Raw genomic sequence first — 13,420 nt, 5'->3', positions numbered from 1 at the left:
AGCGCCTCGGGAGAGGCATATGTTTGGCGGTATGAATGCACCATCCAAACCTTTTTCGTCCGAAGAACTTGAGCGCTATGCGCGCCATATCGTGTTGCCGGAAATCGGCGGGCCGGGCCAGCAGAAGCTGAAGGCCGCCCGTGTGCTGATCGTCGGCGCAGGCGGTCTTGGCGCGCCCGTGCTGCAATATCTGGCGGCTGCGGGCGTCGGTACGGTCGGCATTGTCGATGACGACACCGTTTCGCTGTCGAACCTGCAGCGGCAGGTCATTCACGATACGGAAAGCGTGGGCCAGCCAAAGGTGGAAAGCGCGCTGGCCACTATTGCCCGCATCAACCCGCATGTGAAGGTGGAGGGACACCAGCTTCGCCTCGATGCCGACAACGTCGAAGCGTTGATCGGCAATTATGACGTCCTGGTGGATGGTTCGGACAATTTTTCCACACGCTATATTCTGGCCGATGCTGCCGCGAAAGTTGGGCGCCCGTTGGTGACTGGTGCGATGGGCCGTTTCGATGGGACGGTGACTGTCCTGATGCCCTATGGGATTGGTCCAGATGGCGCACAGAATCCGTCTTATCGCGATCTCTTTCCCGAAGCGCCGCCACCGGGAACGGTGCCGACCTGTGCGGAAGCCGGTGTGCTTGGCGTCTTGCCAGGTGTGATCGGCAGTCTGCAAGCGATGGAAGTCATCAAGCTCATCACCGGCATCGGTGAACCGCTGGTTGGTCGTTTGCTGCTTTATAATGCGCTCAATGTCCGCTTCGAAACCATTCGCTACAAGGCGCGCAAATCCAAATGACAGCTCTGCGGGTTGAAGCGATTGGCGAGAATTTCTGGCAATGGAAGGAACTGCTCCACCTCATCCGCGACAGCTTCGCCTATATGGACGGCGTGATCGATCCGCCTTCATCGGCAATTCTGTTGAGGGTGGAAAATCTGAGGCAGAAGGCGCAGGAAGAAACCGGTTTTGTCGCATTCATTGGCAATGAACTGATCGGCTGTGCCTTTATCCGGGAGAAAGCGGACTGCTTCTATCTCGGCAAGCTTGCCGTTGCGTCTGCCTTTGAAGGAAGAGGTATCGGTCGGTTGCTGATGCAGACGGCGGAGGAGGAAGCGGTTGCGAAAGGCAAGCCCCGGATTGAATTGCAGGTGCGTGTCGAGCTTACGCGCAACAGGGCGGTATTTGAAAAACTCGGCTACAGCAAGATCGCCGAGACCACGCATCCGGGCTATAGTCGCCCCACATCCATAACCATGCGCAAGGAGATCACGCGTGGCATTGACATTAACCCATGAAGAGCGGTCGATAGCCGCCGGGGAACGGGGAGAAGGGACCGCGATGGCCATGCGCATCGTGGCCGACACTGCAAGATTGATGGGTGCGCCGCGCCTCATCCCGATTGCATCAGCACATATTGACGGTGCGCTTTATCACGGCGACAGCGGAACGCTTTTTGCAGAAAAGCTGGTTGAGGGTGGCGCAAAGGTCAAAGTCCGCTCTACACTCAATGTCGGTTCCATCGATCTGACGGGCTGCTCGCGCAATCTTTTGCCGGCTCACGAGGCCGACATGGCCAAGCGCATGATGCGCGCTTATATCAAACTCGCCTGTGAGCCGACCTGGACCTGTGCGCCCTATCAGGCCGGGCACAGGCCCGCAGAGGGCACCGATGTCGCCTGGGGCGAATCCAATGCGGTCGTGTTCTGTAATTCGGTTCTCGGCGCGCGTACCAATCGCTATGGCGACTTTCTCGATATAGCCTGCGCCATTGCAGGCTGCGCGCCGGACTATGGTTTGCATCGCAGCGAAAACCGTCGTGCCACTGTGGTGATCGATATTTCGGCACTCGATCCGGCTTTCCTGTCTTCAGAAGTGGCCTGGCCTATTCTCGGCAATCTGTTTGGTCGCAGCGTTGGCCCGAATATCGGTGTCGTTGCGGGTAGTCCTGTCCATCCCGATGAAGACGATCTGAAGGCTTTCGGCGCGGCATCCGCATCGGTGGGCGCAGTCGGTCTGTTTCACGTCGCGGGCGTAACGCCGGAAGCTCCCGACCTCGAGACGGCCTTGCAACATCAGAAGCCGGAAGGTGTCATCCGCGTCACGCGAGGCATGATCGAGGCGACGCGCAAGCGGCTTTCAACGGTCGGTCAGGTGGATCATATCGATGCAGTCGCCATTGGCAGTCCGCATCTTTCGATAATGGAATTCGGCCGTCTGGAGCGCGCCATAGCAGAACGCAAGCTCGCAGTGCCGCTTTATGCCTGCACGGGCCGTCATACGCTGGTCGAACTGGAGAAAGACGGACGCAGGCAGGCGCTTGAAAAAGCAGGCGTCGTCATTGTCGCCGATACATGCGTGGTCGTTACACCCATTTTGCCGCTCAAGGATGATGCCGTTTTGATGACCAATTCCGGCAAGTTCGCCCATTATGCACCCGGCAATACCGGCTATGGCGTGCTTTACGGTTCGCTGGAAGAATGCGTGGAAAGTGCTGTCGCGGGCAGACCGGTTTTCGGGAGGCAGGCAGCATGAGCATTGGGAAAAGTTCCGTACTCGTTGCAGGCAGGGGCGCAAATGCGGACGCGCTGGTTCTTTCCGCTCCAATCAGCTTCTGGGGTGGTGTCGATCCAAAGAGCGGGCGCATTGCCGATGTACGTCACCCGGAGCATGGATTGAGCATTGCCGGGCGTGTGCTGTGCCTGCCCGGAACCATCGGGTCGTCATCAGCCGCTGCCGTGCTTCTGGAGCTGGTCCATAGCGGTCATGCCCCTGCAGCCATTGTCTTGCATGAACCGGATGCGATCCTGCTCCTTGGCCTCATCGTGGCGCGTGAAATGGGGCATGACGTGCCTATCGCCGTCGAGCTCGACCGTGAAGCGCAAAAGCAACTCGCCGGCCATCGGGTGACGGTCGGCGAGAATGGAGCGATTGGGATCGCTGCTTAATACTGCGTGTTGCGGTCGACGATGTGTTCCAGCGTCCCGTCGCGCTCAAAAGCTTCGATCTGTCGGATAATCTGCGGCACAAGGGCGGTCGCGGATGAGCTTGCCGCCGCATGGGGGGTGATGGTCACCCGCGGATGATCCCAGAGGGGGCTGTTGGTCGGTAGCGGTTCCTGCGTGAACACGTCGAGCGAAGCTGCCGAAAGAAGGCCGCGATCAAGCGCGGCCAGAATATCCGCTTCGTTCTGCAGACCGCCGCGTCCGGCATTGATCAGCACCGGCGCACCGAGCGGTCCGTCGCTCTTCAGTTGCGCAAACATCGACATGGAAAGGATGCCCTTTGTGTCGGGCGTCAGCGGCAGCAGGCAGACAAATATGTCGGCCGTCTTGAGGAATTTCCCAAAGCCGTCCTTGCCGTGATAGGTCTGCACGCCCTCAATCTCCTGCGGGCGACGGCTCCAGCCGGTTATGTTGAAGCCGAGTACCTTCAGCTTTTCCGCTGCATCGCGTCCCAGCACGCCGAGGCCCATAATGCCGACCGTTACCTCGTGGGCGGCGGGCTGGCGGCGGTCTTCATGCCAGACATGATTCTGCTGCTGCTTGCGATAGCGCTGTCCGAGGCGGTGATGGTCCAGTACCTGCCAGACAACATATTCCGTCATGCGCATGGTGAGATCGTCGGAGATGATGCGCACCAGTGGCACATCGGGAATCCGGTCATCGCGGAAGACGTGATCGACGCCTGCGCCCAGAGAGAAGATGACCTTCAGATTGGGCAGATTCTCAAGCGAACCCGGCTTCTGCTTCCATACGAGCGCATATTTGACGGAGGGATCGTTTTCCGTGCGATCCGTCACCACCGGACGATCCGGCGCGTGATCCCGAAACGTCTTCAGCCAGATTTCCGGATCCCAGTCGGTGATCGCCAGAAGGATATTGCCTTTATCGTTGTTCGTCATTGTTGTACTCCTCCCTCGGTCGCTTCCATATGGAAAGCTGCCGCCATCAACGCCTTGGTATAGTCGGTCTGCGGATGGGCGAAGACATCCTTCGCCGCACCATATTCAACCGTCTTGCCGTTGCGCATCACCAGCACATCATTGGCCAGTGCCCGCACCACTTTCAGATCGTGGCTTATGAAAAGATAGGCGAGATCATGCTTCTTCTGCAATGCGCGCAATAGATCGACCACTTGCGCCTGCACACTCATGTCGAGCGCTGAGGTCGGTTCATCCAGCATGACGAATTTCGGGTTCAGCACCATGGCGCGTGCAATGGCTATGCGCTGGCGCTGGCCACCGGAAAATTCGTGCGGATAGCGAAAGCGGGTTTCCGGGTCGAGGTTCACCTCGTTGAGCGCGGCAATGACGCGCGCATCGCGGTCATCTGCCGACAGTTTCGGCTCATGCACCAGCAGCCCTTCGGCGATGATGTCCGCGATGGTCATGCGGGGCGAGAGCGAGCCGAACGGGTCCTGAAACACGATCTGCATCTCGCGCCGCAGCGGACGCATATCCTTGAAGCTGAACTTGGCGATATCATGCCCGTCGAATCTGATCTCGCCCTTGGATGAAATCATGCGCGAAAGTGCCAGGCCAAGCGTCGTCTTGCCTGAACCCGATTCGCCGACGACGCCGAGCGTCTGGCCTGCACGCAGATTGACGTCGATGCCGTCCACTGCCTTCACATGGTCGACGATCTTGCGCATAAACCCCTTTTTGATCGGAAACCAGACGCGGATATCCTTGCCTTCCATCACCGTCTTGGCCGCAGGATCGGCAGCCGGCGGTTCGCCCTTGGGTTCAGCCGCAAGCAGGTGCTTGGTGTAAGGATGCTGCGGGTTTTCGAAAATCTCCTTGGTCGGCCCGGCCTCGACAATCTTGCCCTTGCTCATCACGCAGACCTTGTCGGCGATCTTGCGCACGATACCGAGATCATGGGTGATGAAGAGCATCGACATGCCCTGCGCGGCTTTCAGCTCGGCAAGCAACTTCAGGATTTGCGCCTGCACGGTGACGTCGAGCGCTGTGGTCGGCTCGTCGGCAATCAGCAGTTTTGGCTTGTTCGCAAGCGCCATGGCGATCATGACGCGCTGGCGCTGTCCACCGGAAAGCTGGTGCGGGAAAGCCGACAGGCGCTTTTCCGGGTCGCGAATGCCGACTTCATTGAGAAGTTCCAGCGTTCGTGTCCGCGCTGCCTCAACTCCCATACCCTGATGCATTTTCAGGATTTCGCCGATCTGCCGCTCCACACTGTGCAGCGGATTGAGCGATGTCATGGGTTCCTGAAAGATCATCGTGATGTCGTTGCCGCGCACGCGGCGCAGTTCCGGTTCCGAGGCCTTCATCAGATCCTTGCCGTTGAAAAGAATTTCTCCGGAAGGATGGCTGGCGGACGGGTAGGGTAGCAGCTTCAGGATAGACAGCGCCGAAACGGATTTGCCCGATCCCGATTCGCCGACAAGCGCCACCGTTTCACCTTCGGCAATGTCGAAGGATACCCGGTCTACGGAAATGCGCTCCTCGCCGTTCTGGCGGAATGCCACGGACAAATCGCGGACGGATAGCAGCGTGTTATTCATTGATCCGCTCATTGGAAAGCCTTTCGCGGATCGAAGGCGTCACGTGTTGCTTCACCGATGAAGATCAGAAGCGACAGCATCAGCGAGATGACCACGAAGCCGGTAATTCCGAGCCACGGTGCCTGCAGGTTGTTCTTGCCCTGGGCGAGAAGCTCGCCGAGCGAAGCCGAGCCGGGTGGCAGGCCAAAGCCGAGGAAGTCGAGCGAGGTGAGCGTGGTGATAGAGCCGTTCAGGATGAAGGGCAGGAATGTCAGCGTCGCGACCATGGCATTGGGCAACAGATGCCGCCACATGATCGTGCCGTTCTTCACGCCGAGCGCGCGCGCCGCATTCACATATTCGAAGTTTCGAGCACGCAGAAATTCAGCGCGCACGACGCCGACGAACGCCACCCATGAGAACAAAAGCATGATGCCCAGAAGCACCCAGAAGCCGGGCGGTAATATCGCCGCGATGATCAGCAACAGGTAGAGAACCGGGATCGAGGACCAGATTTCGATGACGCGCTGGAAGATCAGATCGACCCAGCCGCCGAAATAGCCCTGAACCGCGCCTGCCGTCACGCCGATGATGGCCGAGAAGAAGGTGAGGATCAGGCCGAACAGCACCGAAATGCGGAAGCCGTAGAGGGCGCGTGCAAAGACGTCGCGTGCCTGATCGTCGGTGCCGAGCAGATTGAAATTGCCGAAACGGCAATTGGGATCGTTTACGCCTTGCGGATAACGCTGGCAGCGTTCTTCCGCCGAATAGAGCCAGAACGGCTTCGAAGGCGCTGCTTCCGGTATCTCGTTGTTCACGGTGTTGTAGGAATAGCGGATCGGGGGCCAGATGGCCCAGCCATTACTGTTGATCTCGTCCTGTATCACCGGGTCGCGATAATCGGTAACGGCATAAAAGCCGCCGAATTTCTCTTCCGGATAATCGACGAAAACCGGCATCAGCAACTCGCCCTTGTAGGAAACGAGGATGGGCCGGTCATTTGCGATGAATTCGGCGCAAAGTGCTGCGACGAGCAGAAACAGGAAAATCCACAGCGACCAGTAACCGCGCTTGTTAGCCTTGAAGTTCTGCCAACGGCGCTTGTTAAGTGGCGAAAGCCATGGGCGCTTTACAGGTTGCACGGCAGGGGGGAGGGTGGTGTCGGTCATCACACGTCCCTCCGGTCAAAGTCGATGCGCGGATCGATCCACGTATAGGTGAGATCGGACAGGAGGCCGACCAGAAGGCCGATCAGCGAGAAGATGAAGAGGTTGGCGAAGACCACGGGATAGTCGCGGTTGATGACTGACTGGTAGCCCAGCAGTCCAAGCCCGTCGAGGGAGAAGATGGTCTCGATCAGAAGCGACCCGGTGAAGAAGGCCGATATGAAGGCGCCCGGAAACCCGGCAATCACGATCAGCATCGCGTTGCGGAAGACGTGACGATAGAGAACCTGATTCTCAGTCAGCCCCTTGGCGCGGGCGGTCGTCACATATTGCTTGCGGATTTCTTCCAGAAACGAATTCTTGGTGAGAAGCGTTGTCGTGGCAAAGGCGGAAAGAACGAGTGCTGTGACTGGCAGCACCATATGCCACAGATAGTCGCCGATCTTGCCCCAGAACGACATTTGCGCGAAATCGGGCGAGGTGAGGCCACGCAGCGGGAACCAGTCGAAAAACGATCCACCTGCGAACAGCACGATCAGCAGGATCGCGAACAGGAAGCTTGGGATCGCGTAACCGACGATGATGACGGCGCTGGTCCATGTATCGAAGCGGGTGCCTTCCTTGATCGCCTTGCGAATACCGAGCGGTATGGAGATCATGTAGGACAGAAAAGTCAGCCACAGGCCGAGCGAGATCGAGACGGGCATCTTTTCCTTGATTAGGTCGATCACGCTGATATCGCGGAAATAGCTGCGGCCGAAATCGAAGCGCATATAGTTCCATAGCATCTGGCCGAACCGTTCCAGCGGCGGCTTGTCGAAACCGAACTGCTTTTCCAGATCGGCGATAAATTGCGGGTCGAGCCCTTGCGCGCCGCGATATTTGGAGTTGACCGAGCCGCTATCGACGGCGCTCTGGCCGAAATCACCGCCACCGCCCGAAAGGCGGTCGAGAGCGTCGCCGCCCTGGCCGGAAAGCTGCGCAATCACGCGCTCGACCGGACCGCCGGGGGCGAACTGAACCACAGCGAAGGAAATAGCCATGATGCCGAGAATCGTCGGAATCATCAGAAGCAGACGGCGGAGAATGTAAGCGCCCATCAGCTCGGCTTTCTCCGCAGGTTCAGGTTTGTCTTATGGCTTGCCAACAGCTTGTGCCTTTTCATTATCTATCCACCACAGCGTCTCGACAGGAAAGCCGTAATCGGGCTTGGGTTCCTTGAAGCCGAACCGGTCCCAATAGGCCGCGAGATGATTCGCTGTCGTCCAATTTGGAATCCAGTCGCGACGGATACGCAAGTACCGATCAAGCGCCCGCATCGTGGCGACGAGTTCTTCACGGCTCGAAACCTTGCCGATATCCGCAATCAGCGCATCGATCAACGGATCTTCCGTGCCAGGAAGATTGTAGCTGCCCGGCACCTTGGCCGATTCGGAGCCGAACATGCCGGCAAGCGATTCCTGTGTTGGCGTGGGGCTGAACTGCAGCGCCATACCCACCATGTCGAACTGGAAATCCTGCATTCGCGCCTGATACTGGCTTGTATCCACCAGACGCTGGCTTGCATCAATGCCAATGGCCCGCAATTTCTGAATGAACGGATTATAGACTCGGGTGAAGCCTTCGGAGTTACTCAAAATCTCCAGCGCGAACTTCGATCCGTCCTTGTCGTGGAACTGGCCGTTCTTGCGTTCGAAACCGACCGCCTCCAGCAGTTTGATGGCCTGCGCAAACTGCGCTCGGTCGCGGCCTGTCCCATCCGATACAGGCATGAGTATAGCCTCGCTGAAGACAGCGTCCGGAAGCTTGCCGCGATAGCGTTCAAGGACTTTCAGCTCATCAGGTGTCGGCAGGCCGCTTGCCTGAAAATCCGATCCGTTGAAGCAGGATTGCGAACGGGCATAAACTTTGTAGAAGAGATGCTCGTTGGTCCATTCGAAGTCGAAGCAGAGCGCAATTGCTTCACGCACGCGCGGATCGCGGAACCGTTCGCGGCGCTGGTTCAGCGCCCATGCCTGCATCAGCGGGCGCTTTTCTCGCGGAAAGGTACGCTTGATGACCTTTCCCTGCTGGATGGCCGGGAAATCATAGCCCGTCGCCCAGTTCTTGGAGACGCTCTCCTCGCGGTAATCGATGCTGCCCTTCTTGAAGGCTTCGAATTGCGGCTGGCGGTCACGGAAAAACTCGATACGAATGCGGTCGAAATGGTTGAAGCCCTTCTGTGTCGGAAGGTCTTTCGCCCAATAATCCTCGACGCGGTCATATTCGATGAACTGACCGGCGGCGAAGTTCCCGACCTTGTAAGCGCCGGAGCCGAGCACCGGCTGCATGGTTGTCGCTTCGAAATCGCGGTTCTTGAACCAGCTTTCCGACAGGATCGGCACGGTAACGGCATCTAGAATGGCGTTCGGCCCGCGCCCTTCGACGAAGCGCATGCGCACTTCTCGGCTGCCGGTTACCTCCACTTTTTCCACTCCTGCTAGCGACTGGCGCAGGGTCGGATGGCCCTTCTGCTTGATGGTCGTATAGGTGAACAGCACGTCTTTCGCCTCGATCGGCGAGCCGTCGTGAAAGCGCGCTTCCTTGCGAAGCTTGAAGGTGCAGCTGCGGCGGTCTTTCGAAAGCGTCGCATTTTCCGCGATCAGGCCATAGACAGAATCGGGCTCATCCAGCGCCGAAGCCATCAGCGTATCGAATGTCAGTTCCATGCGCGGCGGCGCATCACCCTTGAAGGTGAAGGTATTCAGCGTGTTGAACGTATCGGTATTCTGGTTCCAGACCCAGCTCGACGGCGCGAAATTGAACGTGCCGCCCTTCGGTGCTTCGGGACTGGCATAGTCGAAATGGGAGAAATCGGGACCATATTTCAGGTCACCGAAAGCCGAAAGTCCGTGCAGTGCCTTGCCCGTCGGTATGTCGGCAAAGGCCCTTGGCGGCAGGAGGGCCGCAATGGCGGCAGTTCCCGAAAGCCCCAGAAAATGGCGGCGGTTCATGCGAAGGATTGTCATTCTTGCTCAGCCCTCATTCACTGCCGGTCTTGAGCTTGGCTTCCTTCGCAGGGTCTATCCACCAGGAGAACGGGTCAATCCCAAGATAGTCTGGCTGCTTTTCAGGCATTCCAAATTTATTCCAGTAAGCCACGTTGATGTGGTCGGAATACCATTGCGGAATGACGTAATAGTTCCACAAGAGCGCCCGGTCGAGCGCATGGGTCGAGGCGACCAGCTCGTCACGATTCTTGGCATAGATGACACGGTCGATAAGCTTGTCGATGGCCGGGTTCTGAATACCCGCATAGTTGCGGCTGCCCTTGAAGTCGGCAGCCTTCGAGCCCCACATATCGCGCTGTTCGTTGCCGGGTGAACTGCTCTGCGGAATGATGGAGGTGACCACATCATAGTCGAAATCGTTGACGCGAGCCTGATATTGCGCGGCGTCCACGATACGCACGGTCGCATTGATGCCGATCTTGCGCAGGCTTGCTGCGAACGGATTGTAAATGCGCTCGTCCGTCGGGTCCTTGCCGAGAAATTCGATAGTGAAGGGATTGCCCTTGGCATCGACCAGCTTGTTGCCCTGCAATGTCCAGCCTGCTTCCGAGAAGAGTTTCAGCGAAGTACGCAGGTTTTCGCGGGTGGCCTGCGGCGTGTCATAGACCGGCAGTTTGAACTCCTTGGTCAGCGCGTCGGCAGGAAGCGAATCCTTCACCGTCTCTAGAATGGCCTGTTCTTCTGGCGTCGGCGGGCCGCTCAGTTCCAGTTCATTGCCTGCGAAATAGCTGTTGATGCGCTTGTACTGGTTGAAGAACAGCAGACGGTTCATCGATTCGAAATCGAAGGCGTAGGTCAGTGCCTGACGCACCCTCGGGTCCTTGAACTTGTCGCGGCGCGTATTCAGGAAATAGCCCTGCATGCGTCCGGCGGCATGAAAGGGAAATGAAGCCTTCACGACATCGCCGCGTTGCACGGCGGGGAAATTATACTGTTCGGCCCAGCGCTGGGCGCGGTTTTCGTTGCGATAATCGTATTGGCCGCCCTTCTTGAAGGCTTCCCAGGTCGCGTCCTCGTTGAAATAATATTCGTAAGCGATGCGGTCGAAATTATTGCGTCCGACATTTACGCCCAAATCCTTGCCCCAATAATCATCGACGCGCGCCCAGATGATGGAGCGTCCGGGCGTCATACTGTCGATCTTGTAGGCGGAAGAACCGAGCGGGATTTCAAGCGTCGGGCGGGTGATGTCGCGCTGCTTGCCCTGCGCATCCTTGCCCTCCCACCAGTGCTTGGGCAGAACGGCAAGCTGCCCCAAAATCTGCGGCAGTTCGCGGTTGCCCTTTTGGCTGAAGGTGAATTTCACCTCATGTTCGCCAGTCTTTTCCGCCTTCTCCACGTCGCCATAATATTTGTTGTACATCGGCGACTGTTTCTTCAGCACATCGAACGACCAGATCACGTCATCGACGGAGATCGGCTGGCCATCGTGCCATTTGGCATCGGGATTGAGCTTGAATTTAACCCAGGAGAAATCGTCGGGATATTGCAGGGCTTCGGCAATGAGCGGGTATTGGGTCGATCCCTGATCGAGCGAATCCGTCATCAGCGTATCGTAAAGCATCCCGCCGCCGAAATCGGACAGGCCAGCGGCAGCAACGCCTTGCACCACGAACGGGTTGAGACTGTCGAAGGTGCCGACAGCGACCATGTTCAGCGTGCCGCCTTTTGGCGCATCGGGGTTCACATAGTCATAATGTTTGAAATCGGCTGGATATTTGGGCTCGCCAAGCAGGCTGGAGGAATATCGCCATTGGGGTTCCGCCTCATTCGCTCGCCCCATTGAAACCGTGCTCGCGAGCATGGCCACCGCGAACGCACCCGCCCAAAAAGCTTTCATCCAGCCTCTCCGTTTCTGTTTCGGATATATTGGGATGAAGTCTTATGGGTTTTTGCGGAGGAAGAAAGGCATTGGGGCAAGAAAATTCATGCGGGCAAGAAAAAAGCCCGGCGAACCGGGCTTTGATCGTGTTTCCATCTTGTCAGCCTAGTTGGCGGGTGCCGGTTCCGCAGGCTTCTGTTCGCCACCTGCCGGTGCGCCTTCAGCCGGCTTTTCGCCTGCTGGAGCGTTGCCTTCAGCGGGCTTGGCTTCGCCGCCCTCAGCCGGCTTGGCATCGCCGCCTGCTGCGGGTGCCGCATCAGCGGTCGGCAGTGGAGCCGGATTGTCGGACAGCGTGCGCAGATAAGCGATCAGATCGGCGCGTTCATTGTCCTTCTTGTCGCCGGCAAAGCCCATGGCCGTGCCCTTGATGAAGCCCTTCGGCGAGGTCAGGAACTTGTTGAGATGTTCAAAATCCCACTTGTTACCGCCAGCGCCGAATTCCTTCATGGCAGCCGAATAGCCGAAACCTTCAACGGAGGCAGCCGGACGGTTCACGACATCCCACAGATGCGGACCGACCTTGTTGGCGCCACCCTTTTCACCGGTATGGCATGCAGCGCAACGCTTGAAGACGGTTTCACCGCGTGCCGGATCGGCAGACTGCAGCAACGTTGCAATGGAAACTTCTTCCTTGGCTGGCGCAGCTCCCCCTTCACCGGTCGAGGCTTCCGCCGCTTCGATGATAAAGCCCGGCTTTTCAGGCGCAGGCGAGTGAAACAGCGAATCGGACAGGATGCCTGTCGTCATGACAACGAAAACCGTTGCCAGAAAAGCCATGATAAACTTGTTAGTCCGGGTTGAATTCATCGCCGGTCAGCGCTCCCTCTACCAAAACGCTCTCCCCGAGAACGCTCTCCTAGCCGGCATGCAAACCTTTAATAAAGGTCGCAATTCTCTCCCCGGCATCGGGCGGAAACTAGGTCTTTTACCAGGGCGATGCAACACCTATAAGGGTGACTGGACCCGTGACTTTTTGACACTTTTGATGCATTTCCAGCATTGGCAAAGCGGGTTACAAGACGTCCGCGACCTATCGATCTCAAGAGGCGATGATGCTTCAGACATTAAAGACACTCACTCTTATCCCGGCGCGAATGGCGTCTACGCGGCTGCCGAACAAGCCGCTTGCCGATATTTGCGGCAAGCCGATGATCGTCCATGTGGCTGATCGTGCAGCGGCTGCAAAGCTGGGCCGGACCGTGGTTGCAACCGACAGCGAAGAGATTTTTTCAGTTGTTACCGCGCATGGCCATGAAGCCATCATGACGCGCGAGGATCATGAATCCGGTTCCGACCGAATCTATGAAGCATTGATGAAAGTCGATCCGGCGGGCGAGGTCGATGCCGTGGTGAATGTTCAGGGTGATCTGCCGACCATCGACCCGGATATCATCCGCCGCGCGCTTCTGCCGCTCGAAGACGGGCCTGCCGACATTGCGACGCTCGGCGTCGAAATCGAGGAAGAATCGGAAAAGACAAATCCTAGTGTGGTGAAGATCGTCGGTTCCCCGCTTGCCGGTAACAGCCGTCTGCGTGCGCTTTATTTCACCCGCGCGACAGCGCCTTATGGCGAAGGCCCGCTCTATCACCATATCGGCCTTTACGCCTATCGCCGCTCAGCGCTGGAGCGCTTTGTGAAGCTTGGGCCATCGCCGTTGGAAAAGCGCGAAAAACTCGAACAATTGCGGGCTCTAGAAGCCGGAATGCGCATCGATGTGGAACTTGTGAGAACGGTGCCGCTCGGCGTCGACACGCAGGCCGATCTTGACCGTGCGCGCCTTCTTGTCGCAAAGGGTATCTGACAGGCCGCTTGTGA

Annotated in this window: 12 protein-coding genes; 5 read left to right on the top strand and 7 right to left on the bottom strand. The window is 57.9% G+C overall.

What is annotated here, in order from left to right:
* Positions 1-19 precede the first annotated feature (19 nt).
* Genes ACYSN1_RS07040 through ACYSN1_RS07025 form a run of 4 tightly spaced genes read left to right on the top strand, consistent with a single transcriptional unit; the run spans position 20 to position 2,949 of the window.
* Positions 20-802 carry a molybdopterin-synthase adenylyltransferase MoeB gene (locus tag ACYSN1_RS07040; RefSeq protein ID WP_461724986.1) on the top strand — a complete coding sequence of 261 codons (783 nt, stop codon included), beginning with the start codon at positions 20-22 and terminating at the stop codon, positions 800-802.
* The gene (locus tag ACYSN1_RS07035) at positions 799-1,299 is read left to right on the top strand and encodes a GNAT family N-acetyltransferase (protein WP_461724985.1); all 501 of its coding nucleotides are present in this window, start codon (positions 799-801) and stop codon (positions 1,297-1,299) included. Before ACYSN1_RS07040 ends, ACYSN1_RS07035 begins: the two co-directional genes overlap by 4 nt.
* Positions 1,277-2,536: an aconitase X gene (locus ACYSN1_RS07030; protein WP_461724984.1), complete on the top strand. Its 1,260-nt coding sequence runs from the start codon at positions 1,277-1,279 to the stop codon at positions 2,534-2,536. The genes ACYSN1_RS07035 and ACYSN1_RS07030 overlap by 23 nt, the downstream gene beginning before the upstream one ends.
* The gene (locus tag ACYSN1_RS07025) at positions 2,533-2,949 is read left to right on the top strand and encodes an aconitase X swivel domain-containing protein (protein WP_461724983.1); all 417 of its coding nucleotides are present in this window, start codon (positions 2,533-2,535) and stop codon (positions 2,947-2,949) included. Before ACYSN1_RS07030 ends, ACYSN1_RS07025 begins: the two co-directional genes overlap by 4 nt.
* Here the strand turns inward: ACYSN1_RS07025 and ACYSN1_RS07020 are convergent.
* From ACYSN1_RS07020 to ACYSN1_RS06990, 7 genes are all read right to left on the bottom strand, one after another.
* A complete protein-coding gene (locus ACYSN1_RS07020; RefSeq protein ID WP_140020648.1) occupies positions 2,946-3,905 on the bottom strand; it encodes a 2-hydroxyacid dehydrogenase in 960 nt (319 codons plus the stop codon). The genes ACYSN1_RS07025 and ACYSN1_RS07020 overlap by 4 nt on opposite strands.
* Entirely contained in the window at positions 3,902-5,527 is a 1,626-nt protein-coding gene (locus tag ACYSN1_RS07015; protein WP_461724982.1) for an ABC transporter ATP-binding protein, read from the bottom strand. The genes ACYSN1_RS07020 and ACYSN1_RS07015 overlap by 4 nt, the downstream gene beginning before the upstream one ends.
* Positions 5,528-5,535: 8 nt before the next feature.
* Entirely contained in the window at positions 5,536-6,675 is a 1,140-nt protein-coding gene (locus tag ACYSN1_RS07010; protein WP_461724981.1) for an ABC transporter permease, read from the bottom strand.
* Positions 6,675-7,772, bottom strand: coding sequence for a microcin C ABC transporter permease YejB (locus ACYSN1_RS07005; protein WP_461724980.1), 1,098 nt, complete (start codon positions 7,770-7,772; stop codon positions 6,675-6,677). Before ACYSN1_RS07005 ends, ACYSN1_RS07010 begins: the two co-directional genes overlap by 1 nt.
* A 33-nt stretch (positions 7,773-7,805) precedes the next feature.
* Complete coding sequence (locus ACYSN1_RS07000; protein WP_461724979.1) at positions 7,806-9,680, bottom strand: extracellular solute-binding protein; 1,875 nt, start codon at positions 9,678-9,680, stop codon at positions 7,806-7,808.
* A 13-nt stretch (positions 9,681-9,693) separates the two neighbouring features.
* Positions 9,694-11,562 carry an extracellular solute-binding protein gene (locus ACYSN1_RS06995; RefSeq protein WP_461724978.1) on the bottom strand — a complete coding sequence of 623 codons (1,869 nt, stop codon included), beginning with the start codon at positions 11,560-11,562 and terminating at the stop codon, positions 9,694-9,696.
* 147 nt (positions 11,563-11,709) lie between these two features.
* Positions 11,710-12,411, bottom strand: coding sequence for a c-type cytochrome (locus ACYSN1_RS06990; RefSeq protein WP_461724977.1), 702 nt, complete (start codon positions 12,409-12,411; stop codon positions 11,710-11,712).
* Between the two features lie 245 nt (positions 12,412-12,656).
* Between ACYSN1_RS06990 and ACYSN1_RS06985 the strand changes: the two genes are divergently transcribed.
* Complete coding sequence (locus ACYSN1_RS06985; RefSeq protein ID WP_461724976.1) at positions 12,657-13,406, top strand: 3-deoxy-manno-octulosonate cytidylyltransferase; 750 nt, start codon at positions 12,657-12,659, stop codon at positions 13,404-13,406.
* Positions 13,407-13,420 lie beyond the last annotated feature (14 nt).

It is taken from the genome of Brucella sp. LJL56 (assembly GCF_054871705.1).
This window is presented reverse-complemented; position numbering and strand designations above follow the sequence as displayed.